This is a genomic window from Nostoc sp. (genome assembly GCF_036917315.1).
GTDB lineage: Bacteria > Cyanobacteriota > Cyanobacteriia > Cyanobacteriales > Nostocaceae > Nostoc.
In genome coordinates this window covers 91,164-114,838 of sequence record NZ_JBALDR010000040.1, presented here as the reverse complement: position 1 = coordinate 114,838, position 23,675 = coordinate 91,164, and the positions used below count along the sequence as shown (strand labels likewise).

Here is a 23,675-nt window from a genome sequence, read left to right as displayed (position 1 = left end):
AAAATTCTAGTTTTGCGATCGCTGTACTATACCGATGAAAGCGTCTTCTAGAGAAAAAGAAATGGGGCGGACGCGGGAAATGGTGATTTGAGCAGATTCTATCAGCTTTAATAGTCGAGGAAGTTCTCGATCGGGGTCGTCAAGGACAATGTGTAAACTATCGGCAAAGATGGAGACACGCCAAGGATCGAGGTGTTGTTTGAGTAAATCGGCAGCAGCTTGGTTTTGGTTGACGATCGCCTCCATAAGTTGTCCTGGTTGACTGGCTTTAATCGAACTGGAAGAACCAGAGATGACGGTTTCTCCCGCAACCATAAAACTCATGCGATTACACTGTTCAGCTTCTTCAAGGTAGTGCGTGGTTACTAAAATAGCTGTCCCGTTGCGAGCAAAGTCATTAATCAGCTTCCAAAACTGGCGGCGTGCAAGCGGATCGACCCCTGATGTTGGCTCATCAAGGAATAGAATATCTGGTTCGTGCATTACCGAAGCACCAAAAGCAACTCGCTGCTTCCAACCACCCGGTAGCTGTCCGGTAAGCATCTTTTCCCGTCCTTCTAACCCACAGATGGCAATCACCCAATCAATTTTCTCCTGGCGTAGTTTGCGAGGTACACCATAAACACCGCAATAAAACTCCAGATTTTCCAAAATCGTTAGGTCATCGTAAAGGGTGAATTTCTGGCTCATGTAGCCAATACGCCGCCGCAATTCAGTACTACGGAGGTTGCTTGTTTCGCCCCCAAGAGAAATGACACCACCACTGGCTTTCAGCAATCCACACAACATTTTAATTGTGGTGGTTTTCCCAGATCCATTGGCACCTAAGAGTCCGAAGATTTCACCGTGGCGCACCTCAAGGTTGACGCTTTTGACTGCTTGAAAATTGCCAAAAAAGCGGTTGAGGTTGTGAGCGTATATGGCAATGGATGAGGAACTAGGATTAATTTCTCTATCGCCTGCAACGGTTAACCTGTAATTTTCTAATTTCCATTGCTGGTTTGTTGCCTTAGCTCTCGGAAATGGAAGAAATTGCGTTGCTAACCCCTGTTGCCGTAAATGGGTAACGAAGACGTTTTCTAATGTGGGGCTATTAGACTCAATACTAAAGTCTGATAATTGTTGCTGTTGCAGCAGATCGTGTACCTGTGTACGACCTAAAGTTATATCCTTGACAAGAACATCAAGGCGATCGCCAAATGTTTGCACATCTACAATGTTTTCTTGGGCTGTATCTAATAATACTTGCTCGCTTAATTGCAGATTTGAGGTATGAACTTCTAGGCGATGTAAGGCTAAACTGGAGCGTAAAGCAGCAGGAGTACCAATTTTTTGAATTTGACCTTCATACATCAAAGCTACGCGATCGCAGCGTTCTGCTTCATCTAAGTAAGGTGTAGCAACGACAATGGTCATACCTTCCGCTGATAGTTGCGCTAGCACATCCCAGAACTCTCGCCGTGAAACCGGGTCAACACCTGTGGTAGGTTCATCCAGTAACAAGACTTGGGGCTGTGAAATTAAAACACAGCAAAGTGCTAGTTTTTGTTTCATACCGCCTGAGAGTTGTCCAGCCTGCCTTTCGGCAAACTGCTCTAAGTTCATCAAGCGTAGCAAGCGATCGCGACGCGTCCAAAACAAATCATCTGATACTTGTCGCAAGCCAGCTGCATAACGTAAATTTTCATTAATGTTGAGATCCAAATACAAAGAAAACTGCTGCGTCAAATATCCCGTTATTGAACGAGCATCCCTTGCAACCTGACCAAATATCTGCACTTCTCCGGCGGTGGGTTCCATCACGCCACCGAGAATATGAAAGGTTGTGGTTTTCCCTGCACCATCAGGGCCAATCAGCCCAAACATCTCACCCTGTTGCACTGTCAAATCGATCCCCCGCACTGCGGCTAAACGACCATAGTGCTTGTGCAAGCCTCGAATGTAAATGCTTTGAGTTGCAAGACTTGGGGTTTGAGGTAAAACTTGAGTGCTACTTGTGACTTTGCGATCCATTATTCACCCTTCAATAGAATCTCTGCATCAGCTGGCATCCCAATCTTGGCACAGGGTAAATCTGCACCAGTGTAGGGTTGTTTGGGGTTAAAGCAGCTGGCAGGGTTTTCAACACTTATGCGAATACCGACAACTTGCCTGACCCGATCCTTTTGAAAATAGATATTCTCAGGTGTAAACGAGGCTTGGGGATCGATGGCAATTATTTTACCTTTTAGGGGTTTATTAGGCGCAGAATCTAAGAAGATTTTCGCTACCTGTCCTTGGCGCACTTTGCCAATATCCCCTTCAGGGATAAAACCCCTCAAATAAATGGTATAGGGATCGATCACCGTCAGAATTTTCGTTTGACTATCCACTACTGCACCTGGTTCGACACTGCGGGCAGTTACAACACCGTTTAGAGGACTGACAACATTTAGGTCTTTGTTGGAATCTTGAATTTGGGTAATGAGTTGTTGTTTTGATGCCAACGCAACTTTCACCTTTGCCTGAGCGGATTTTACTTGCGCCCAAGCAGATTTCATTTGAGCAGATGTTTGAGCGCGCTTTCTTTTTAGGGCTTCTAACTGGGCGTTCCTAATACCGGGGTTGAAACCGGTTGATTGGGCTTGGGTGAGCGCCGCTTGGGTAGCACTTAATTGCTCAGAAGCTGCATTGACTGCTGCCTGTCGTGCCTGTAAAGTGGCGATCGCAGTGTCGAAGGTAGTTTGTGTTTGGTCAGATTGCTGTTGGGTAACTGCTCCATCATTGAGCAATTTAACATAGCGATCGCGATTTATTTTAGCTAGCTTGACTTCCGCAGCTGCCTGTTTGAGTACTGCCTGCGCTTGCACCACTTGCGCCTTAGCTGCCGCAGTGTTAGCTCGTGCTTGATTAACTTGACCTACCGTATCACCTCGCGACTGCTGTAAATTAAGTTGTGCTTCAAGGATTTGGCTGTTGACTTCTTCTATCTCACCCTGTACCCGCTCTACATCTGAACGAGCCTGTTGTTCGTCAGATTGAGCAGACGCAACCTGTGCGTTTGCAGATTGCAGTTGTCCTTGCAGCAGTTGATCGTTGCTGTTATCTAATTTAATTAACTTCTGACCCTTTTTAACCGCAGCCCCTTCGCGTACTGCAATCGACTCAATTCGTCCCGAATGCTTGACGCCAATTTCAGTTTCATAACCTTCAATGCGTCCACTTGCCTTGAGTATGTCTGCTCTCGGTTGCGGCTGTAAGCTCCAAAATAAATAACCAATACCTGCGATCGTCACCATTGCCAACATCAAAGGAACCGCTTTGGTGCGGTGCTGCTTTGTTGGTTCTACTGGAGCAGGAAGACTTTCTGTGTATTTAGAGACAGTCTGAGCCATGCTATTACCCTTGATTACTAATTTATGGATTGGATTCCCATCTTGCAGCAAGCCTTAAACGAAAGTTTGTACTCTATATATATAGATAGGCGCGAAATTATCCCTAACTAAGACAATACAATATGTGTTGTCAATAGAGCTAAGATAAACAGAAAATCAACTGCCGAACCCACTAAAGAGCCAAAAATCTTTGTAGGTAAAGCATTACCAAACAACATTACCACTGTTCCCATAAACATCCAAGGCCATTGGATTTCACGCCAAATGTAGAATCCTGCCACACCAACTAATAAAGCGATCAAAATTGTCGAAATTGGCGGTTTACTGTTTTTCGGTTTATATCGCAGACTGCCAGCAACGTTTATTGGTGCTAGTTCCAAGTGTTTAAGATTAGTCACCAATCCCAATCCAATCAAACCAAATGTAATCGTCCAGCAACCAGAGAACAAAATCGGTTTACTTGCCCAGAACACACCAGCAGCACTAGCTAGTTGAATCGCTACTACCACTAACAATGGAATCAATAAATCATGTAATAAGAAGCGCAGACGATTAAGTAATTTTAAAAAACTACCTTCATTAATCAAACGACCCAGCGAAACAATGAGATTGTCATAGGTCATTCCAGCTACCACTAACAGCAGCAACAATATGTTGGCATGGTGTGAGTGTTGCCATAAACTTATGCTCCATGTAGCTAAGACCAAATTAGCTACCGTATAGAGTGGATATAAGATAGCCCCCATAATTTAATTCCTATAATTCCTAGTATTTTTAGAGAACGAAAACTTAGAGGATGTTTGAAAAATAGTTGGCTCTAATTTTAATTACATTATGACCCCCCTTAATCCCCCCTTATAAAGGGGTGAAACAAGAAAAATCTGGTTCCCTCCCCTTTATAAGGGGAGGGTTAGAGTGGGGTAAAAAATATGCGATCCATCAATCCTGACTTTTCAAACATCCTCTTAGATTACACAGTTAACTTCTATATATTCTTATTAGCTTCAGCTAATCAACTGAAGCTTTTAAGATATTAGGTATGAGCTAATGATTGCTTGATTGAAAAAGCAATTTTTTATACTTTATCATCACTCTATTTAAAATATTGTAAAGAAATAATTAGTTTTAATTTTCAATTTTTAATTTTTAAATAACTCTGTAGAAAATTTATTTAAATGTTTAAATTAGCATGAAAAAGTAGATTAAATGCCATTGATTTAACCTTAAATTCTGAGTTTTAAGTTTAAAAACGTAACTTTTATAGTCAGTATGAAATAATACAAGATATGAGTCAGGCTAATACCAATTTTCTGTGAAGTTGCACATTATTTTCACCCCTCCCAACCTCACCAAAGCATCAAAGAGATACCGTAGGCGATAGGATTCTTTTTATGGGTATTCATGAAGAATTGGTATAAGTAAAACACATCTAAATAAAATTTCAAAGCCTTAACTGAAATGAATATGCATTTGCATTGCACAATTAGCGACATTACAAGCACGACGTGAAAAAATGAAGGGCTAGAGTCAAACTTTAACTCCAGCCCTAAATATACAGCTTTAGGTAATGCCTAAAGCATTAATTTGTCTAAGTGGGTGAAGTCACACCAAAGGTGCCTGATCCAACATCTAAGCGGAAATTGTTTACCGTACCTTGAAGGACACTTTGACTGAATCCATTGGCAACCGAGCTTCCACCATTAGTAAAACCTATGAATGTTTGTGAGGTTGCTGCAGTAATTTGAACACCATTTGCACCCCCATGAACAGCGTCCAAATCTATAACTGATACTTCTTCAAGCAAGCTAGATTGTAATTCAGCGATTTTGATATTAGCCATAACTTCCTCTTTGAGTTTTCTTGGTAGTACGTTGACGTATCTTATTTACTATGCTTCTAAAAGTTTCCCTGATAACTCTTAAGAAGGGAAAGACCGTGAGAAAGCATCAGCATTAAAAGTAATAGTGAAAGATGGCGATCCAACCCCTCCTTGAATGGTACCAAATGCTTGAGTATCGTTCGTAATACTTCCCGATCCAACATTTACACCTGTGGCAAGAGAAGTTCCACCTGTACTCACTTGGAAACCACTGCCTCCTCCATTAATTAACCGTAAATCAGCATCAGAAAGTTTCTCGAATTGGCTTTCTGGCTGCAATTCAGATATTTTTATCGTAGCCATAGATTCTACCTATTCAAAAGAGATTAATTGAAATTTGTGCTGTGTATGTTTGAATTTGCAAACATAACTCTAACGGTCACAGTACTTCCGTTAAATTCTATTACAAAACTTGAAAAAGCTTTAGGTAATGTCTAAAGCATTAAGTTGTCTAAGTGGGTAAAGTAATACCTTGGGCTGCTGATCCAAACGTTACGAAGGCATTTCCTAGTTGACCACCAATGAAAGTAAAACTGCTTGAATTGCTAATCGTTGATCCACCACTAGCAAAACCTACGACACCTCCTGAGGTTCCTCCAACAGCTTGAATACCAGTTCCACCCCCATGAACAGCGTCCAAATCTGTAGCTGATACTTCTTCAAGCAAGCTAGATTGTAATTCAGCGATTTTGATATTAGCCATAATTTCCTCTTTGAGTTTTCTTGGTAGTACGTTGACGTATCTTATTTACTATGCTTCTAAAAGTTTCCCTGATAACTCTTAAGAAGGGAAAGACCGTGAGAAAGCATCAGCATTAAAAGTAATAGTGAAAGATGGCGATCCAACCCCTCCTTGAATGGTACCAAATGCTTGAGTATCGTTCGTAATACTTCCCGATCCAACATTTACACCTGTGGCAAGAGAAGTTCCACCTGTACTCACTTGGAAACCACTGCCTCCTCCATTAATTAACCGTAAATCAGCATCAGAAAGTTTCTCGAATTGGCTTTCTGGCTGCAATTCAGATATTTTTATCGTAGCCATAGATTCTATCTATTTAAAAGAGATTAATTGAAATTTGAACTGCTTTAGTTCAACACAATAACTATAAACAATTCAGATAATTTTGCAACACTTTTTTCCTTAAGTTTTGTAAATTTATTGTTGATATATTTGCTAAAAAACAACAATTTAGATGGAGCATAACGCCACCTAAATTGTTGTTTTAGTTTTTAATTATCAGAATAATTAAGATGTAAATTAGAACTGGGTTGATAATTCACTTTTAAAGGAATTATCTTGAACACCAGCACTTTCCACACCATGATTGCTCGAAACAAAATTCAGGAGACAGGAGTCAGAATACCCTTCTTGTATTCTGATCGAAAAAGCGGATAGGGCAGCGTAAAGCCTGCGGCATAGCAACTCTTAGAGACGCTACGCGTAGCTTGCTTTTCTGCAAGAGTACCCTTAGAGCGAGTCTGCTAACGTCTGATATAAGCGGGTTTAAGACCCCCACCAAATCGTAGATTTAGTAGTCTTCCCTACGGAACACTACGCGAACAATTAGTTGCGGATCTGAATCCCCAAATGAATTGATTATGACTTTTGAATTCTTCTTCAGCTAAAAGTGCTTGAAGCAAAAGCAAACACTTAAAGCTAAAGTGCCAAACAAGCCAATTGTTATTTTATTTGACTATAGAGTTAGCTCGACTTTATCCATTTTTTTTAGCAAAGTGAACACTATCCCTAAAAGCTTTGTGTAACAATCATTTTACTTTTTTAACTCCATCAATAATCTGTGAAGTTGAAAAAGTATTTGCCAAAAAGCTAGGGTTGTTGCCGGATAAAGAAAACCGAGTTTTTGATTTTGGATCAAGTCGAGTTTAGAGTATGTTTGAATTTGCAAACATACTCTAACGGTCAGAGTACTTCCGCTAAATTCTATTGCGAAACTTGAAAAAAGGTCTTTGAGGCTAACGTAGTGTTAGTTTTTCTTGGATGGTTTTACTATTGCTTGAATTAAAGTTCCAGCCGTTACTATTTTATTACCGGCAGGGTCTAAAGATATTGAAGAAGTACTAAGACTTCTAGCATCTATACTAGCTCCTGTGTCGTCGTAAGCAGCGAATGAGCCAGTTGTGAACGCTATAATCGTAGTACCAGCGCCTACAACTAAGTTTTCGGCTTTCTCATCATTTAGAGATTCTAAATAACTCTGCTGGCAGTCTAAATCACGAATTTTAAGCATACTTTTCCCTTGTTAACTTCCTGTTTACCTTTGATTAACTTCCTATTTAGGATTATTGTCTGGGTACAATCTACCGATTGCTTTTTAGCGCCAAAAAAAGAATAGCACTATTAGAAATTAATAAATAGTAGTTTTACATAAGTTTTTTCGCATACATCATAAAAAAACTCGCACTGTCAAGCTATTTACCTCATCTTGTCTTTAGAAGTTATTTAAAAAGCATTTTGCTGTAACTGATTTTAGGTACATTTCGATCTTCTTTAGCCTTATCACAAAGGCGTTCCAGCCCACACAGGCAAGAAGTTTCTCAATATTGATAACAGAGAAATCGCTGAGAAGTTGCGATGGAAGTATTACCATTTCTGCGGAGAATATTATTGGCTTTTCACGCGATTTTGAGAATATTAGTGGTTCGCGAATATCATTCGCGAACCGTAAATAGGTAAAATGATTTTCAATTTCAGGTATTAACAAGCGAGTCTGTTACCACACAGAAAAATACTGCCTCTATTCCCCATTGGTATACGTATCTTTGGCAGATAGAAGAGTATTATAAAATTCTGAAATGGGCTGAAAAGCAGAAAGCGATCGCTTGGTGGGTGAGAGATGTCTTAGATAATAGGTTTTTTGACTCTTATTGCCGCGCAACTATTAAGAATGACTTATTTGTATCGACAAAACTATTAAGAATGACTTATTTATAGCGATCAACTATTAAGAATGGCTTATTTGTATCGACAAAACTATTAAGAATGACTTATTTGTACTGAATTAAACTACAAATTCTTACATCATAGATGTTAACTAAATTACAGATGTATCTGCTGCTTGTTAGTACACCTCCAAAGCAAAAAATAATGTGGAATTAACTATTGATTGGACAATATCTGCAATAGTGTGGCTAGGAGCATACTTAGAACATAGAAAAAATAATGTAATTAGGATACAAGTTTTGTGAAGAGGTTGGTTAGAGTTGGAAACCTTGTACCAAACTTGCTTGTTGTATTCTTTATTACATTTTTTGTATTGTTTGTTACATTTTGTTGTACGGATTATTACATTTTGAAATTAATGGTTTAATTTTAATTGTTTAAAAGCTTTGTAGAGCCAAGAATGGTTCGTATAAATTATTCGCGAACCATATATTTTTGTTTTATGCCCAATAACTCAAAACCGTCACCCCAAGAAGATTTAGATGCACGCATAAATTGCGTAGTTCAAGCTAAAGAGCATCTTGAGAAAGAAATCCAAGTAATAAGTGCTTCGGGAGAAGTAGCTGCATCTTCCTGTTGGATTGTTCGCTATCTCGCTAAAGGGAGGAATTCAGTATATTGGTATTATAAGCTACAGGCTAATGTGGCAATATTTCCAACAAAGACTGATGGTAAAAGTTCTCGTTACAAGCATTTAGGCAAAGCTGGTAGTCAAGCGTACTTAGAAGCTGTAGAACAAATTTTTCTCAGAGCTAAAATCGAAGCATTAGATCGTTCAATTGAAATTCTAAACCAAGGTTTGAAAGATTTAATCCAAGAAACTTCTAAATACAACAAAAATGAGTAGTGGATTCGCGAATACTGTTCGCGAACCATTGCCCTTGTCCACATTCTATGAAAAGTCAGGAGCAATATATACAGCAGAATTTAGAATACTTGGTCATGAAGCCCAAACCCTGGATTTACCCCCCTTAATCCCCCCGATGCATTGGGAGAAATATCCGGTTCTTCTCCAAGGCATCGAGGGAGTTATATCATGTCCGGCTAATTAGTTATAATTCCCAAATCTATGCAGAAAGCCCAAAAACTCCTCCCCGGTAACAGAGCGTAGCCGTTGGCGCAGCCTCTTGTAGAGAAGCGCTGCACCTCTGCGGTCTTAATGATAAGTCTTTAACCGGACATGATATTAGAGGGGGTGATATCAAGTCCGAGTAATTAGTTATGATTTCCACAATCATTGCACCCCACCCCCAGCCCCTCCCCGCCTGCGGGGAACTCGGGGCCCCCTCTGGGGATTAGGGGCAGGGAGACGAAGCGCAGCTTTGGCGGGGTGGGGTTCTTGGAGTTTAGTAAGTAATCAAGCGGACATGATATGAGGGCAAACTCATACAGTCAGAATGCTTTGGCTTAAGTTGACACCAATAGCAAGATGATACCCCACAATATTGGGTAATTTATTTGTTGGAAATCGCTTATATCTGGGTAATTACTAAAGTTGATTTCGCGCTTTGAGTTGCAGATATCGCTCAACTAACCGATCGGCAATTTGATTTGCTGGGGCATCTAGCACCAATACACCTTTTTGTTTCAGTTGGGCATAAGCTACTTGTCGTTGCATTAATAAATCTAGTGCTACTGCACGGGTATAAGCACCTGCAACATCATCTGTAAAGGTGTGTGCTAGACGATCCACTTGTGGATCTCGCAAAGTCACGCAAAATGGAAGGTAGCGGGGTGCTAACTTGGAGAGTGCGGCTAGGAGTTCTGTAGAGGCAGTGACATCAACTAAATCGGTAATCACTACTACCAACGCCCTCCGAGTTTGTCGCTGCAAAACATTTGTCACTGCGCCCAAATAATCAGATTCAAATAACACTGGTTGAATTGGAGTTAGGCGATCGATTAGCTGATTCAAATGATGTTGACCGCGTTCTGGGGGAATCCACGTATGCATTTGGCGGTCAAATACACCAACACCCACGCGATCGCCTCGATGTAAACCTGCCAAAGCTAAGGATAAAGTTGCATTCAATCCCCAGTCAAATCGCTGCAAATTCTGCACTTTTGCCGTCATCAGCCGGCCGCGATCGAGTAAAATTAGTAACGTTTGTTCCTGTTCGGGTTCCAGAACCCTCACCAATGGCATGGCATTACCATAAGCCCCAACCCGGCGGGCAGTAGCTTTCCAATCAATAAACCGCAAATCGTCACCAGTGCGATAGTTTCGTAGTTCGGCAAACTCTGTACCAATACCAGTTTTGCGAGATTGGCGCATTGCTCCTGATGATTGCAGTGTCAGACGAATTGTGAGCGATCGCAATCCTACTAAATCAGGATAAACTTTCACTGGCAGACTTTGGGGAATTTGCCAATCATCCCAAGCTAATCCCCAAAGCCCCAGTTGTCGGACTTGAATATTCCCCCAAGGAAACTCTCCTCGCTGTGTCGGGTGGACGGTATACGTTAATTCTTCGGTGCTGTTACTGGGAACAATGGCGCTGAGTGCAGGTGCAGACACGCCAAATCCTGTTGGGTAATAGTCGCGGATTTCAATTTGAGCGTCGGTATTTTGTGATGTCACCTTTAGTACCACTGGATTATCCCGCCCAATGGATAATCGTGACGGTAATTCGCGGGTAATTTGCACGCGAGAACGCCGTATCCGCAAACCATCTGCAACCATCAGTCCAAGAATGATGGCATCAAATAGGACTGTGATGGCGATGGTTGCTTTAATGCTGATAAATAAGGATAGGATCGGGGCGTAGGCGTAGCCCGTCGTAGACATCGCAATACCCAAAACCAATAATAAATAAACTCGTTTGGAAGGAACCATTTTTTAGAGCGAGAAGTTAGTAGTTAGGTATAAGGTGAATTCAATGTAACCGAAATCAGAAGACTTGCTAAATTCTTATATTTTTTTGGGTAAAGTAGCAAGTTATCTTTTGGACGGGTGTATGAGAATCTTGCTAATCGAAGATGAAGCTATGCTTTGTCTCCCCTCCCGAAGAGCCTACGGTGTACACACATCTTGGTAATGAACGCCAAACCTGGATTTACCCCCCTTAATCCCCCCGATATATTGGGGGGAAACCGGAAAATCTTGTTCCCTCCCCCGCATTTGTTGATTCGGCGATCGCATTTGTTGATTCGGCGATCGCATTTGTTGATTCGGCGATCGCATTTGTTGATTTGGCGATCGCATTTGTTGATTTGGGGTTCGCATTTATTGATTTGGCGTTCGCATTTGTTGATTTGGGGTTCGCATTTATTGATTTGGCGATCGCATTTGTTGATTCGGCGATCGCATTTGTTACTTCGGCGTTCGCATTTTTGTAATTTCTGCGATTGCAGTATCGCTGGCTGAAAATACAAAAGACTTTTAATATCATGTCCGGCTGACAATCTTCAATTTGGGTTCATCTGAATATTGTTGGCTTCAAAGGCTTGCCGTACCCGTAGACGGAACTCTCGCCCAACGTTCCATTGTTCCATAGGTGCGGTTTTAATCCAGACGCGCACTGACATACCTGTATGGGATAGGTCATCAATCCCCAATACTTGAGGCTAAACTGTCGCCGGATCGCGTCTAGAAACTGCGATCGCTGATGAGCGATTGTGTCTGCGTCTGTTTTCTTTTCGCTGGTGTCTATTGTGTGAATAGTTGTGGATGTTTCTGCCTCAGCTCGCTTGACCACACCCTGTTTTACCGCAGCTATCTGCTCTTGATGGCGAACTTGCAATGCCGTCTGTTTGCGAATTAAAGTTCGCCGCAGTAACCACAACACAACACTCCCCAACACTAAGCCGATGCTGATTTGTAGTGCCTGTCCAATTCGTTGCCACAATACCTGATGCGAAAAGAGTCTATTAATGCGTTCTACTTCTGCTTGTAATATTTTTTGCCACTCCTGCGCCAATTCCTCCAGAGTTTTTCCGTGGTAGTCAGCATCTGGCTCTGTTACAGTCACCAGCCTTAAAGGACGGGTCGTTCGATCGTCACTGAGCTGGAGGATTAAATCCTTATTCAGAATGGCAATAGAAACCAGAGGAGTTTGTTTAGCTTTGTTAGTTCGGTCGAGCGCTCGCATCAGCCGTTGCGTTATTTCTTCGGCACGTACCTCTACTGGAAGAGATCCATCTGGCGGTTGGCTGCGATTAAAAACAGTGGGAGAGACAATCTCAAACAATAAGCTTCTGTCTAAGGGTGAATACACAGACGCAATTTCATACATACCGAGGCGGGTAACACCATTAGGCGGCTTGTGCGGATCGTTGGAGGCTGCGGTAGGTAAGGAAGGTAGTTGACTGTGAGCGATCGCACTCCAACCAAGCACCATTGCGATCGTCATCACACTGACTAGCACAAACCGAATTATTGAATGGAGGAAGCGATTAAACAGAAACATATCTATCAAAAAGCGATTGAGTAACTAAGTATTAGTGTCGGTCATCGTCCTACTTTAATTCCCTATCATCAATTAATTTCAGTAGCTCGAAAATTTTTGATTCCGACAAGAGGACTTTTCAAACATCCTCTCAGGCGACGTTATTGGGGCTTTCGATCGCGACCACAAGCAATCGCTCTACATCCAGAACAGAGGTGCTTGAAAAGTAGATTAGAAGCTGATTTCGGCGAATGTGTTCTTAAAGTAAAATCAAGGAATGATAAGGCTTCTGGAAAACTTTTCGATCCACTGATTAAGAAGGGTTTGCAAATGTTAACTAGCAAATACACATTTAGGGGATGATATAAAATGTCATCTTCGTTGTCATAGCTCAGGAGTTTTATGGCGATTAAATCTTCAAATTCTTTTTTAGCGGTAGCACTGGCGATCGCTTCTTTGAGTTTTTCCGTATCTGTCAGAGCCGATACCGTGAATGCGCGTTGCGATGTATTCCCAAAAGGAGAAGACCGCGCCACATCTTCTGGCCCCTGTACCTTTTCCCAACGCCAGGGTGCGGTTAGCATTCAACTGGAAAATGGTAATAGCTATGACCTGCTCCCTTCGGGTAATCGACCCGGCAATTATCGCGATCGAAATGGTGATGCTGCCTATCGACAATCTGGACTTGGCGATCGAGGACAGATTTATCGCCTCGCCAATGAGTCGATTTTTGTCTATTGGGATACATCTGCCAATGGACAAAACTCAGGTAACAGAAATCGTGGGGCTGCTGCTAGGCGTCAACCTGAAGCGGGTACTACCGTCTCTCGGTTGCGCGATCTAGTGGGGGCAAGGGCAGGACAGGCAGAAAATACAGTGAAAAAACGGGGCTATCGATGGGTCAAGAGTGATGATTCGGGCTACAGCTACTGGCTAGAAGGCAAAACCAACTACTGTGTAACAATCCAAACAGACCAAGGACGCTACCAATCGATTGTTTACACAGGGGGTTCAGGAGATTGTCAGAAGTAGTTGCTATCTGGAAAAACAATCCAATTTAGAAGGCATTGAAAGGATGTCTTGCAGCAGTTTTCATGGATTTGAACCACATCTGTTGTAGAGATGCAAGGTCTTGCGCATTGAGGTATTCTGGCTTTACTCCTGTACCAATTAAGTGTTCACAAGCGATTAATTCAAAGAATTTTGAGAACATATATAAAGGCTGTAACATCATACTTAAGCCGTTTAAAATCATTGCCTTTACCACCTGACCCGCACTGAATTTTTCTCCTGGCTCTGACCCAAGGAAATTATTAATTATTTCTACAATCCCAATTGAATCTACTATTCCTGCTACTATCCCTAAACGATCAATCTTCTTCCATTCCAGTTCTTTAGCACTAAACATGGCAACAGAAACTCCACAAAAGTATCTGTTGAAATTTTCTCCTTCTCCCAAAATTGCGAGAAGGGGAGCCAATTTCAAAGTCCCTCTCCCTTGGGAGAGGGATTTAGGGTGAGGGCTGAAATTACTCCTCATTTATCGACTTTATTTCTTCAGGGAGTAAGGTAGTTTCATCTTTAGGACGTTCGCCATCTACGGATTTGGCTATAGTTATATACGGTTTGATAATCAGACTGACACCAATTGTCCAACCTAATGCAACCATCCAACCTGCGAGAATATCACTGGGAAAATGAACCCCTAGATAGAGACGACACCACGCGATCGCGATGATGTATAAGCTGCCGAATATGAGAACCAACCAGCGCCAAGAGGTAGCCCAAGTTAAAAATAACAAAATTGCTACCAGTGTTACACTCGTCATCGCATGAGCGCTGGGAAATGCAAAACTAGACTCAGGTGCAATGGACTGCCACAATTGTGGACGCACTCGATGCATTAATTGCTTTGCGATGCGGTTGATGATGACGCTTCCTGCTGAGGCGGTGAGTAAATAAGCTAGCGATCGCCAGCGTTTTTGAAGTAGTAACATCAGTGCGATCGCACCCAAAATCGGTATCGCAGTCCAAGGCAACCCAATTGTAGCTAGGGTGACAGCTAAAACATCTAACTGTGGGTTTTCTGTAGAATGAACTGCTAACAGAATCGGTACATCCCAAGGAAAGCCCGCTTGATTCTCCCATATCTTCACTGTCAAGATTTCAAAAATCTGCAAAGGTAAATAGACTCCGATCAAAAGGAGTAATAGCGATCGCCAACGAGCAATCAACAGGTTTTTGAGAAAATCAAGCGGCGATTGACTCTCTTTATTGATTTGTTTCTCTTTTTCCATGTCTAAATTTAAAAGGCGATCGATGACTTCACTGATTACAAATTACTGGAAACTTGAGAAGTTCCACAATGTTTACAGTACGACAAATGCTTATAAGTAAGATTATGACAGTTATGGCATTCAATGTACTGATAATAACCGCAGTGGGGACAGTAAGTATCAGTATGTTGAATTTTCTTGGCACAATTGACACATCTTGATTTTTGAACTCTGCTAGCAGCTTGGACTTTAGCGTTAAAAACAAATTTTTGAAAAAACTGGATGATTCCAAAACCAATAACTGGAATCAGCAAGATATAAACATAATTTATCAGGAAAAGTAAACCGCCTAAAATGGCGTTGATTATATCAAATAAAAATTTAAATATTGCACCTATTTGCAGGAATTCAAATATTTTAACAATTAATGGGATAAAAAAGATAACTAGCAAATGCCAGCTAATTAGCGAAACGAGTCCATATCCTCTTCTTTGGGCAAATTTATGAACTGATAAAGCAATGAAAATCAATGGTAAAAGAAACAGAGACTGAAAACCAAGCTGAATACTTGGATACCAAAATGATGCCTGCTGATAGCCTTTATCGACTTCTTGAAATCGATTGTCATCTTTAATAAAATTTATAAAACTAATGTTTTCTGGTTTGGCAAGTAGTTCATTTTTAAGAGTAGAAGTGTCTTCTTTAAGAGTAGAAATTTGGCGATTATTTTCTTCTAATGCCTGTTTAGCTTTTTCTGCACTGACTTGATTAATTGATTGCTCGCGGCTCTGTCCGGCAATTTTTTCTAATAGCGTTGAGTCATACTGAGATTTAATAGTGCTATTGGCTTGTTCAAGTCTACTAATTTTTGCTTGCTCTTCATCAATAGTTTTGATAATTTGCTGCCTTTCAGAATTTTTAATCTTATCTTTGTAATCGGCATATTGCAAACACGTTTGAGAAACCTTACCCAGATGTCCTGCTTCGGCTTGTTGATAGTTTCCCCGAAAACTAAATTGCTTGTTTGTGTAAGATGACAATGAAAGTTTAACAATCTCATAGTCTTTATCTTTAGTAGTTTTTGCTCGGTAATTTTGCCACTCTGAATAACATGGATAAGCTTCAATCGGACTGATATGCCATCTGCTAATATCATCAAGTCCGGTAAAAACATTAATCAAGATAAAAATATCAACTATAATAATGACAATCAAACTTACTTTATTCAGTGGTTCGTTATTGATTGTTCTTGAATTACTAAAAAATTGACTCAAAATCCGGCGAATTCTGGCAAACATATTGTCTTTTAAATAAATGTAAATTTAATCCGCATCAATTCTATCCGATCGCTAGTGAATAGCTGGACGAAAATACATCTACCGATCTGAAGATTTGTTAACTGCTGACGAAAAATAAAATCCCCAACAACTTTTACGAAATCGGGGATCTGTAGTTTTTAATTCTCACAAATCAGGCTGCGGTCAAAAATATCATGACTTTACCTAGAGTTGGCACAATTGATGACTGTTCGTAGACATTGCTTTGTTTGTGGAGATTTATGAAAACGATGCCTACGGCGGGCTACGCCTACGTACCTGTGTACTCGATCGCGGTGCGACAAAGTTTGAAGTACTTCAACACGATTTTGGAGTACTCCAACACGACTTTGGAGTACCTCAACACGACTTTCAAGTACCTCAACACGACTTCGGAGTACCTCAACACGACTTTCGAGTACCTCAACACGACTTCGGAGTACCTCAACACGACTTTCAAGTACCTCAACACGACTTTCAAGTACCTCAACACGACTTCGGAGTACTTCAACACGACTTTCAAGTACTTCAACATGACTTTGAGGTATCTGTTGCTTATATAGCAATACGGTTCAGTTAACCGAGACAAGGGTTAAGGCAATTTCCGTTAATAAATCTACCCCTGCCGTTGGTTTCGACTTCGCTCAACCAACTAAAGAATCGAGAGTTGAGCGAAGCGATGCACTGTCCTTCGACTACTTTTTTAGGCAAAACCTACGCAGTATTGCAACCCGACTCAACCCTATTTAGCAGCGAAGTAGGCTTCTAATGCTTCAGAACCACCAATTAATTTACCATCGATAAATACTTGGGGAACTGTTGTCGCACCTGCAACTGCTTTTAGCGATCGTGTGGTGATATCCTTACCCAAGGTAATTTCTTCGTAGTTGATGCCATGTTCTTTGAGCATCGCCTTAGCACGGGCACAGAATGGACAACCCACTTTTGCAAACAGGGAAACTACTTCGGGCTTAACTGCTTGGGGGTTGATGTATCTGAGCATTGTCTCAGCATCAGACACCTTAAAGGGATCTCCAGGCTCTTCTGGTTCAATAAACATCTGGTTAATTACACCATCTCTCACCAGCATAGAATAGCGCCACGATCGCTTCCCAAACCCCAGGTCTGATTTATCTACCAATAGACCCATGCCTTCAGTAAATTCACCATTCCCATCCGGAATTAGTGTGATATTTTCTACTTCTTGATCCTTTGCCCATTCGTTCATCACAAAGGCATCATTAACAGAAATACAGATAATCTCATCGACACCATTCTCTTTGAAAACTGGAGCTAATTCGTTGTAGCCAGGGAGATGAGTGGATGAACAAGTCGGAGTATAAGCACCCGGTAAAGAGAAGACAACTACTGTCTTATTAGCAAATAGCTCATCGGTTGTCACGTCTACCCACTGGTTGTCCTGGCGAGTATGAAAAGTGACATTTGGTACTCTTTGTCCTTGATGATTGGGTAACATAATTTTGCTTGCCTTTAGTAATCAACTCCAGTCATAACCTATCATGAGAGAACTGGTACAATCTAACTATGAATCGTCTAAGAAACTTCATTAATGAATGGAGCGATCGCTGCTACAAATTCAGTGGTTGATTCATAGGGTAAAACATTACGTCCGTTTATTTTTATACCTCGACTTTTAGGCAAACAAGCAAGATAGTGAGCCAAGCGTTCATCTGGGGTTTCTTTTTTATTGTCTTGGCTAATACTCGATGCAATTTCTCCCATAACCGCTAATGTTGGTTGCTGAATCGAGGCAATAAAACTAGTATAATCATCTCGCCAAAACCCTGCCAAAAAAGAAAATACTGCATGACGACTAGCAGGATTTTCAGCACCTGCAAGCAATGTATTTAACCACTCTGCATCCACAGCATTTTCAGAAGCAAAGAGTTGACGAATCGAAAAAGAACGCAAAAATTTTGGAGTGCGTGCATAGCGATAAAAAGCACTGCCAAAAGGCGAATCTAATACATTCCAAAGGAATTTTTCCTGCCATTCTGGTGGTTTATTTGTCATCAAAGCCCACGTTGGCGGCCCAGAAAGTACCAGTCCGGCAATTAAATTTGATTCTTTTTGGACTAATTGGATAGCAACTGGTAATAAAGCGCCTTGCACTACAACAATAACAGGTTTTTGGACTACTGTTTGTAAAAAGGACTGCAACTGTTCTGCCCAATCACTAGGAGTGTAAGCTATACGGGGCATATCACTTTCACCACATCCTAGTAAATCAGGGTTATAAATTGAATTACGCTGACCTGTACTATACCACTCGCGACAAAATCGCTGCCAAAATCGCCGCGACAATCCCACACCAATCGGATGAATTAATAGTAAGGGAACACCTTCAGATGTTGTATTAATTGGTTGATGTACTTCGTAGGCGCAACGATAATTCTGCCAACTGTAAAACTGGCTAGGAGATGCTGTCAAATTGGTTGTTTTAGCTACAGCAGATGGTTGCATAATTCCTAGTTTTTAATACTTGCTAAAAAATCATCTGTGGATGAATCAACTCGTATCCAGCTTCTTTGAGCTTTTCATTTGATACCCAAGCATTATATGGGCGAGTGCTCTTAATAGATGTATCCCATTTAACTTTGGGTAAATTATGTTTTTCAAATAAGCTATCTAGCAAGTCTCGGCTGGTGAGATGTGCATCATCTACCAGATTGTAAATTCCTTGCAAACGACGGTGACGGGCAAATTCTATCGCACCAACAATATCATCTAGATGAACCCAATTTGTGATATCCTCACCATTGCCCGGACGGGTTGTACCAGAATATCTACCAAATATTTTCAACAGTTCTCTACCAGTTCCATAAATCCCTCCTAAGCGGAAAATACAAACACGGAGATTCTCGCTAGATGCTGATAGCAACACCTCTTCTGTTTTTCGGAGAATTTGGGCATTTAAATTAGGAGGTGCAAGGGGTGTTTCTTCATCTACCCATACACCATTTCTGTCACCATATACTGCATAACTACCTGTGTATATTAATTGTTTTACATTCTTAATCTGCTGTAAGCACGAAACTAAAGTTTGGGCAGTTTGTAGATAAGTTTCTTCATAAACTTCTCTATTTTTTGCCCCAACACTCAAAAGTACAACATCTTGATTGTGCAAAACTGATTTTAGACTATCTATATCATTACCACAGGTAACTACAACTCTTTGAGATACTGATTCTAGGGTAGGGACACGCTCAGATGAAGTTGTGGTTACACTGACAACAAAATTCATATTTTGCTGCCAATATTGAGCAACTTTATAACCAACATAACCACAACCAATGATTGCAACATTCATGACAAATTGACACAAATAAATTAAACTACTTATTGAGAGAACATTCTCAAGGAATTGTCTGGAAGGCAATAATTTTAACAGTCCAGAGCTAACAGTCAATAATTAACAGGAGAGAAATTTTACCTAATGACTATTTCGCTAATTCTTTCTCAATTATGGCAATTATTTCTGGTGAATTTGGCTGGACACTACTATTAAATCGAGCTACCACTTCACCTTGCTTATTAACTAAAAATTTTTCAAAGTTCCAAGCAACAGCTCCCGTTGGCTCAACGGCTTTAGTAAGTCGCTCATAAAGTGGATGCTGCTGTGAACCTTTGGCATGAACTTTATCGAATAGTTCAAAGGTAACACCATATTTACTCGTGCAGAATTGCACAATTTCTTCATTGCTTCCTGGTTCTTGCGCTCCAAAATCGTTACAAGGAAACCCCAAAATACGTAAACCTGCTTCTCCATACTTTTGGTTCAACTTTTCTAACCCCTCGTATTGCGAAGTATAACCGCAGAAGGAAGCCACATTTACAATTAAGAGTACCTTACCAGTGTAGTCGTTTAATTGCTTATCTTCACCGTTGATGGTCTTGACTGCAATATCCGAAATTGTGTTACTCATCTTAAATCTGATTGATAGGGAATATTGCCAAGTCTCCCATATTAAAGGTACTCTAAACCCGGTTTTTTTCAGGAAATTAGGTTTGTTAGCCTTGTTGTAACAATTCGATGTAAGTCATGTAATTACAAAACGCCGAATCTTGGATAAATAGCTCGACCAAGCTGCCATCTCAGGATAAATGTGGGAAATCTGCGTTGCTTTTAATACAAAATTTTGAGTGTAGTGATGAAATGATATACCTTTAAAGTCACAAATAATTAACTCTTTGTATAAAAAATTAACAACATCCAAAATTATCTAATTTTTTGATAATATAGGAAAATACTTAGCGAGATCGGCGATAATTTTTCAATATACCCGCACAGGTAAGTGGAATTTAGTTTATTCTCTCAATGGTTCGATCGCAGGATTAGTGGCAATCACAGCTCCTTGTGTCTACGTTGCACCTTGGGTTTCGGTTTTGATTGGGTTAACGAGTGGAATTTTGGTTACTCTGGGAATGGATTTAATTGAGTCACTCCAGATTAATGACCCCGTGGGGGCATTTGCCGTACACGGTATCAATTGCATAATGGGTACTCTCTCAGTTGGCTGATTAGCTCAAGCAGAACTGACCCTTAACAAAAAGGCAGGGTTATTTTTGGGCGATGGCTTTGATTTATTAGGTATACAAATTTTAGGCGTAGTAGCGATCGCAGTTTTCAACGTCGGCTTTAGCTTTTTGATGTTTGGTGGTCTCAAAGCGCTGGGACACTTACGTGTCATTATTCAAGACAATTTTGAGCAATTTATCAGCCAATTTTTTTCAAATATTAAAGATTAAGTGAAGAAGACTTGACTATTTCAAAAAATACATCATAAATTTCTTACGAAGAACTATAAAAAATATTTACAGATGTGCCAATAGTTTCTTAAACTCCTACTAAGGTTATTTGAGTTTCTGGTTTTTAAACAAGTGATCTAAAAGAAAAATATCAAAAACCACTGGATCTAACTTCGGACGGTATTTTTTTCTGATTAACCTGTTTTTTCCTTTTTTTAAGGATGGTTTAGAGGATGATGCTCAAATTCATGTACAAACAAAAATCGAAACCAAAAAAGAGGCATTTGTCTGCAAGAAATTACGTTATCAATTCACAATCCAACTCTAAAGTCAAGCTATTTAATCTGATTAAGCGACTTTCTCCCAGTTGGCAAGCTTGTTTACCTATCGCTTGTCTAATTGTGTTGGGTTGGGGTTATGCCGCAGTTGCCCAAACTCCAGCCGCAGCGCCAACAACAGCAGAACTCAAAATTGCTATTGACACCCTGTGGGTTGCGATCGCAGCCTTTTTAGTGTTCTTCATGAACGCTGGTTTTTGTATGTTAGAAACTGGCTTCTGTCGCCAGAAAAACGCCGTTAATGTTCTTTCCAAAAACTTGATTGTATTTGCTCTGTCTACCGTTGCCTTTTGGTCAATCGGTTTTGCCTTAATGTTCGGTGATGGCAATGACTTCATTGGATTGAATGGCTTTTTCTTAAAAGGAGTAGATAACAGTCCCGCCACAGCAGACGCTTATAAAGGTATCTTCAGTGCCCTTAATTGGGCTGGTGTACCTTTAGCAGCTAAGTTTTTATTCCAGCTAGTGTTTGCTGGAACAGCTGCAACAATCGTTTCTGGTGCAGTAGCCGAACGGATTAAATTTGTTGACTTCCTAATTTTCAGCCTCTTACTTGTAGGTATTGCCTATCCCATTACCGGACATTGGATTTGGGGTGGTGGTTGGCTAGCAGACAGAGGCTTTTGGGATTTTGCCGGTTCTACGGTGGTTCACTCTGTAGGCGGGTGGGCAGCTTTGATGGGGGCAGCATTTCTTGGCCCCCGTCTTGGTAAATATCAAGATAAGCAAGCTGTAGCAATGCCCGGTCACAACATGAGTATTGCTACGTTGGGCTGTTTGATCCTGTGGTTGGGTTGGTTTGGTTTCAACCCAGGTTCCGTAATGGCTGCCGATCCTGGTGCGATCGCTCATATTGCTCTAACTACTAACATGGCTGCTGCTGGTGGTGGAATTGCCGCCACCATCACAGCTTGGTTGTACTTAGGTAAACCAGACCTGTCAATGATTATCAATGGTATTTTGGCTGGTTTGGTTGGGATTACAGCATCTTGTGCTTACGTAGGTGTCGCTAGTTCTTTAGTAATTGGCTTCATTGCTGGGGTACTGGTAGTTTTCTCTGTAACATTCTTTGACAAACTTGGCATTGATGATCCAGTGGGAGCTACCTCAGTTCACTTAGTTTGTGGTATCTGGGGAACCCTAGCAGTTGGTCTATGGTCTGTTGGCCCTGGTGTTTTTACTTGGTATACACTTGGCCCAGAAAAAGGTTTATTTTCAGGTGGTGGCTTTGGACAGTTTGGTGTTCAGTTGCTGGGCGTTGTCTCAGTAGGTGGCTTCACTGTTTTACTCAGTAGTATTTTTTGGTTGGCACTAAAAGCGACTTTAGGTATTAGAGTATCCAAAGAAGAGGAATTAGAAGGTTTGGATATCGGCGAACACGGTATGGAAGCCTACAGTGGATTTCTCAAAGAAGGTGATGCTACGGTATTTTCTGATGAACAAAGCTCAATTGGGAGAGTTTAGGGTAAATATTTCTTTGGTTCATTCTTAATATGAGCTATCAAGACACCATTAGTCGATTGAACTGATTCCGTAAAATTCTCTACCCAAGCAGAGAGAAGTAGGGGGTTTTATACCTCCTACTTTTTGCCTGATTAGTACTTTATCAAGAAAGGCAGGAGGCAGGAGGCAGGAGGCAGAAGGAAAATTGCTCGACGCTCCTCGATAGCGTCTCTACGAGACGCTATGCTGTTGGCGTACCCCTTACCCCTATGGGTCGCAGACAAGCCTCTAGTTCCCGTAGCCGTCTCCCCTTAAGAGAAAAGAAAGCTTTACACTGCACTATCCTGCCTCCTGCCTCCTTCAATAATTTAGCGATCGCATTTTACCTTGTGAAAATTTTTATGCTTAAAGGTTTAAGAGTTAGTATGCTGCTATTAGCAGTGATGGGAAGTTTGGCATGGTCATTTAGTGCCAAAGCAAATTTTAACGGCAAACTCACCGTGGAAATTGATGGCTTGAAGAATCAAAAAGGACAAGTCTGTGCCAGTATATTTGCTAGCAGTGAAGGATTTCCTAGCAATGGCGATCGCGTCTTACAAAAGCAGTGTACCAAGATTACTGAAAATCCCTTACCACTTACCTTTGATAACTTGAAAGCAGGTAGTTATGCCGTTGCTGTCTTCCACGACCAAAATAATGACCGCACTCTCAATAGCAATATTTTTGGTATACCAAGCGAAGGTTTTGGATTTTCTAGCAACCCAGAAATTCACGCAAGAGCGCCCAAATTTAGCGAAGCAGTATTTTTAGTAGCAGGACCAGATACTAATATCCAAATCCAGTTGAAATATTTTTAAGCTGATAGCAGATTCAGCTTGGTACACTGCCAATACTTATCGGGTTTTGGGGAAAAGGGGAAGAAAAAA

The 23,675-nt window shown here is 41.0% G+C and carries 23 protein-coding genes and 2 pseudogenes; 7 read left to right on the top strand and 18 right to left on the bottom strand.

What is annotated here, in order from left to right; all coding sequences use genetic code 11:
• Positions 1-6 precede the first annotated feature (6 nt).
• The 8 genes from V7K84_RS17940 to V7K84_RS17905 all read right to left on the bottom strand — a co-directional run bounded on the left by V7K84_RS17940 (position 7) and on the right by V7K84_RS17905 (position 7,505).
• Positions 7-2,013 (bottom strand): ATP-binding cassette domain-containing protein, encoded by a 2,007-nt coding sequence (locus V7K84_RS17940; protein WP_334839967.1) that lies wholly within the window; start codon positions 2,011-2,013, stop codon positions 7-9.
• Positions 2,013-3,374, bottom strand: coding sequence for an HlyD family secretion protein (locus tag V7K84_RS17935; protein ID WP_334839965.1), 1,362 nt, complete (start codon positions 3,372-3,374; stop codon positions 2,013-2,015). Before V7K84_RS17935 ends, V7K84_RS17940 begins: the two co-directional genes overlap by 1 nt.
• 107 nt (positions 3,375-3,481) lie before the next feature.
• Positions 3,482-4,120 (bottom strand): hypothetical protein, encoded by a 639-nt coding sequence (locus V7K84_RS17930; RefSeq protein ID WP_334839964.1) that lies wholly within the window; start codon positions 4,118-4,120, stop codon positions 3,482-3,484.
• Between the two features lie 842 nt (positions 4,121-4,962).
• Positions 4,963-5,214, bottom strand: coding sequence for a hypothetical protein (locus V7K84_RS17925; RefSeq protein WP_334839962.1), 252 nt, complete (start codon positions 5,212-5,214; stop codon positions 4,963-4,965).
• Between the two features lie 78 nt (positions 5,215-5,292).
• Entirely contained in the window at positions 5,293-5,556 is a 264-nt protein-coding gene (locus tag V7K84_RS17920; protein ID WP_334839958.1) for a hypothetical protein, read from the bottom strand.
• Between the two features lie 148 nt (positions 5,557-5,704).
• Positions 5,705-5,956 (bottom strand): hypothetical protein, encoded by a 252-nt coding sequence (locus V7K84_RS17915; RefSeq protein WP_334839960.1) that lies wholly within the window; start codon positions 5,954-5,956, stop codon positions 5,705-5,707.
• Positions 5,957-6,034: 78 nt separating this feature from the next.
• Complete coding sequence (locus tag V7K84_RS17910) at positions 6,035-6,298, bottom strand: hypothetical protein (RefSeq protein WP_334839958.1); 264 nt, start codon at positions 6,296-6,298, stop codon at positions 6,035-6,037.
• A 943-nt stretch (positions 6,299-7,241) separates the two neighbouring features.
• Positions 7,242-7,505 (bottom strand): hypothetical protein, encoded by a 264-nt coding sequence (locus V7K84_RS17905; RefSeq protein ID WP_334839956.1) that lies wholly within the window; start codon positions 7,503-7,505, stop codon positions 7,242-7,244.
• Between the two features lie 1,155 nt (positions 7,506-8,660).
• On the opposite strand from V7K84_RS17905, the gene V7K84_RS17900 reads away from it, so the two are divergent.
• On the top strand, positions 8,661-9,065 hold the full coding sequence (locus V7K84_RS17900) for a hypothetical protein (RefSeq protein ID WP_334839955.1): 405 nt from the start codon (positions 8,661-8,663) through the stop codon (positions 9,063-9,065).
• On the top strand, positions 9,058-9,270 hold the full coding sequence (locus V7K84_RS17895; RefSeq protein ID WP_334839953.1) for a hypothetical protein: 213 nt from the start codon (positions 9,058-9,060) through the stop codon (positions 9,268-9,270). Before V7K84_RS17900 ends, V7K84_RS17895 begins: the two co-directional genes overlap by 8 nt.
• A 437-nt stretch (positions 9,271-9,707) precedes the next feature.
• On the opposite strand, the gene V7K84_RS17890 is transcribed toward V7K84_RS17895, so the two are convergent.
• The 3 genes from V7K84_RS17890 to V7K84_RS34295 form a co-directional block, all read right to left on the bottom strand.
• Positions 9,708-11,054, bottom strand: coding sequence for a DUF58 domain-containing protein (locus V7K84_RS17890; protein WP_334839951.1), 1,347 nt, complete (start codon positions 11,052-11,054; stop codon positions 9,708-9,710).
• Between the two features lie 229 nt (positions 11,055-11,283).
• Positions 11,284-11,610, bottom strand: a complete 327-nt coding sequence (locus tag V7K84_RS17885; RefSeq protein WP_334839950.1) for a hypothetical protein — start codon at positions 11,608-11,610, stop codon at positions 11,284-11,286.
• 16 nt (positions 11,611-11,626) lie between these two features.
• A complete protein-coding gene (locus V7K84_RS34295; RefSeq protein WP_442940969.1) occupies positions 11,627-11,746 on the bottom strand; it encodes a hypothetical protein in 120 nt (39 codons plus the stop codon).
• Positions 11,747-13,008: 1,262 nt separating this feature from the next.
• Here V7K84_RS34295 and V7K84_RS17875 point away from each other — a divergent pair.
• On the top strand, positions 13,009-13,638 hold the full coding sequence (locus tag V7K84_RS17875; protein WP_334839946.1) for a hypothetical protein: 630 nt from the start codon (positions 13,009-13,011) through the stop codon (positions 13,636-13,638).
• 70 nt (positions 13,639-13,708) lie between these two features.
• Here the strand turns inward: V7K84_RS17875 and V7K84_RS17870 are convergent.
• From V7K84_RS17870 to V7K84_RS17860, 3 genes and pseudogenes are all read right to left on the bottom strand, one after another.
• Positions 13,709-14,014: pseudogene (locus V7K84_RS17870) on the bottom strand (DUF4277 domain-containing protein); the annotation flags it as partial.
• 121 nt (positions 14,015-14,135) lie between these two features.
• Entirely contained in the window at positions 14,136-14,903 is a 768-nt protein-coding gene (locus V7K84_RS17865) for a phosphatase PAP2 family protein (RefSeq protein WP_334839943.1), read from the bottom strand.
• A gap of 35 nt (positions 14,904-14,938) precedes the next feature.
• Positions 14,939-16,180, bottom strand: a complete 1,242-nt coding sequence (locus V7K84_RS17860; RefSeq protein WP_334839941.1) for a hypothetical protein — start codon at positions 16,178-16,180, stop codon at positions 14,939-14,941.
• 250 nt (positions 16,181-16,430) lie between these two features.
• Here V7K84_RS17860 and V7K84_RS17855 point away from each other — a divergent pair, with 250 nt between their 5' ends.
• A complete protein-coding gene (locus V7K84_RS17855; RefSeq protein ID WP_334839939.1) occupies positions 16,431-16,778 on the top strand; it encodes a hypothetical protein in 348 nt (115 codons plus the stop codon).
• Between the two features lie 162 nt (positions 16,779-16,940).
• Here V7K84_RS17855 and V7K84_RS17850 read toward each other — a convergent pair whose 3' ends face one another.
• From V7K84_RS17850 to V7K84_RS17835, 4 genes are all read right to left on the bottom strand, one after another.
• On the bottom strand, positions 16,941-17,675 hold the full coding sequence (locus tag V7K84_RS17850) for a glutathione peroxidase (RefSeq protein ID WP_334839937.1): 735 nt from the start codon (positions 17,673-17,675) through the stop codon (positions 16,941-16,943).
• A 77-nt stretch (positions 17,676-17,752) separates the two neighbouring features.
• Entirely contained in the window at positions 17,753-18,682 is a 930-nt protein-coding gene (locus tag V7K84_RS17845) for an alpha/beta fold hydrolase (RefSeq protein WP_334839936.1), read from the bottom strand.
• Between the two features lie 22 nt (positions 18,683-18,704).
• Positions 18,705-19,529 (bottom strand): SDR family oxidoreductase, encoded by an 825-nt coding sequence (locus tag V7K84_RS17840; RefSeq protein ID WP_334839934.1) that lies wholly within the window; start codon positions 19,527-19,529, stop codon positions 18,705-18,707.
• Positions 19,530-19,659: 130 nt separating this feature from the next.
• Complete coding sequence (locus tag V7K84_RS17835) at positions 19,660-20,145, bottom strand: glutathione peroxidase (RefSeq protein ID WP_334839932.1); 486 nt, start codon at positions 20,143-20,145, stop codon at positions 19,660-19,662.
• A 328-nt stretch (positions 20,146-20,473) separates the two neighbouring features.
• Here V7K84_RS17835 and V7K84_RS17830 point away from each other — a divergent pair.
• The 3 genes and pseudogenes from V7K84_RS17830 to V7K84_RS17820 all read left to right on the top strand — a co-directional run.
• Positions 20,474-20,908, top strand: a pseudogene (locus V7K84_RS17830) (ammonium transporter); the annotation flags it as partial.
• 308 nt (positions 20,909-21,216) lie between these two features.
• Positions 21,217-22,770 carry an ammonium transporter gene (locus V7K84_RS17825; protein ID WP_334840004.1) on the top strand — a complete coding sequence of 518 codons (1,554 nt, stop codon included), beginning with the start codon at positions 21,217-21,219 and terminating at the stop codon, positions 22,768-22,770.
• A 248-nt stretch (positions 22,771-23,018) separates the two neighbouring features.
• Positions 23,019-23,606 carry a DUF2141 domain-containing protein gene (locus tag V7K84_RS17820; RefSeq protein WP_442940967.1) on the top strand — a complete coding sequence of 196 codons (588 nt, stop codon included), beginning with the start codon at positions 23,019-23,021 and terminating at the stop codon, positions 23,604-23,606.
• Positions 23,607-23,675: the final 69 nt, after the last annotated feature.

Coding starts and splice junctions, on each gene's coding strand:
- V7K84_RS17940 (WP_334839967.1), bottom strand. CDS start 2,013: ATGGATCGCAAAGTCACAAGTAGCACTCAAGTTTTACCTCAAACCCCA.
- V7K84_RS17935 (WP_334839965.1), bottom strand. CDS start 3,374: ATGGCTCAGACTGTCTCTAAATACACAGAAAGTCTTCCTGCTCCAGTA.
- V7K84_RS17930 (WP_334839964.1), bottom strand. CDS start 4,120: ATGGGGGCTATCTTATATCCACTCTATACGGTAGCTAATTTGGTCTTA.
- V7K84_RS17925 (WP_334839962.1), bottom strand. CDS start 5,214: ATGGCTAATATCAAAATCGCTGAATTACAATCTAGCTTGCTTGAAGAA.
- V7K84_RS17920 (WP_334839958.1), bottom strand. CDS start 5,556: ATGGCTACGATAAAAATATCTGAATTGCAGCCAGAAAGCCAATTCGAG.
- V7K84_RS17915 (WP_334839960.1), bottom strand. CDS start 5,956: ATGGCTAATATCAAAATCGCTGAATTACAATCTAGCTTGCTTGAAGAA.
- V7K84_RS17910 (WP_334839958.1), bottom strand. CDS start 6,298: ATGGCTACGATAAAAATATCTGAATTGCAGCCAGAAAGCCAATTCGAG.
- V7K84_RS17905 (WP_334839956.1), bottom strand. CDS start 7,505: ATGCTTAAAATTCGTGATTTAGACTGCCAGCAGAGTTATTTAGAATCT.
- V7K84_RS17900 (WP_334839955.1), top strand. CDS start 8,661: ATGCCCAATAACTCAAAACCGTCACCCCAAGAAGATTTAGATGCACGC.
- V7K84_RS17895 (WP_334839953.1), top strand. CDS start 9,058: ATGAGTAGTGGATTCGCGAATACTGTTCGCGAACCATTGCCCTTGTCC.
- V7K84_RS17890 (WP_334839951.1), bottom strand. CDS start 11,054: ATGGTTCCTTCCAAACGAGTTTATTTATTATTGGTTTTGGGTATTGCG.
- V7K84_RS17885 (WP_334839950.1), bottom strand. CDS start 11,610: ATGATATTAAAAGTCTTTTGTATTTTCAGCCAGCGATACTGCAATCGC.
- V7K84_RS34295 (WP_442940969.1), bottom strand. CDS start 11,746: ATGTCAGTGCGCGTCTGGATTAAAACCGCACCTATGGAACAATGGAAC.
- V7K84_RS17875 (WP_334839946.1), top strand. CDS start 13,009: ATGGCGATTAAATCTTCAAATTCTTTTTTAGCGGTAGCACTGGCGATC.
- V7K84_RS17865 (WP_334839943.1), bottom strand. CDS start 14,903: ATGGAAAAAGAGAAACAAATCAATAAAGAGAGTCAATCGCCGCTTGAT.
- V7K84_RS17860 (WP_334839941.1), bottom strand. CDS start 16,180: ATGTTTGCCAGAATTCGCCGGATTTTGAGTCAATTTTTTAGTAATTCA.
- V7K84_RS17850 (WP_334839937.1), bottom strand. CDS start 17,675: ATGTTACCCAATCATCAAGGACAAAGAGTACCAAATGTCACTTTTCAT.
- V7K84_RS17845 (WP_334839936.1), bottom strand. CDS start 18,682: ATGCAACCATCTGCTGTAGCTAAAACAACCAATTTGACAGCATCTCCT.
- V7K84_RS17840 (WP_334839934.1), bottom strand. CDS start 19,529: ATGAATGTTGCAATCATTGGTTGTGGTTATGTTGGTTATAAAGTTGCT.
- V7K84_RS17835 (WP_334839932.1), bottom strand. CDS start 20,145: ATGAGTAACACAATTTCGGATATTGCAGTCAAGACCATCAACGGTGAA.
- V7K84_RS17825 (WP_334840004.1), top strand. CDS start 21,217: ATGTACAAACAAAAATCGAAACCAAAAAAGAGGCATTTGTCTGCAAGA.
- V7K84_RS17820 (WP_442940967.1), top strand. CDS start 23,019: ATGGGTCGCAGACAAGCCTCTAGTTCCCGTAGCCGTCTCCCCTTAAGA.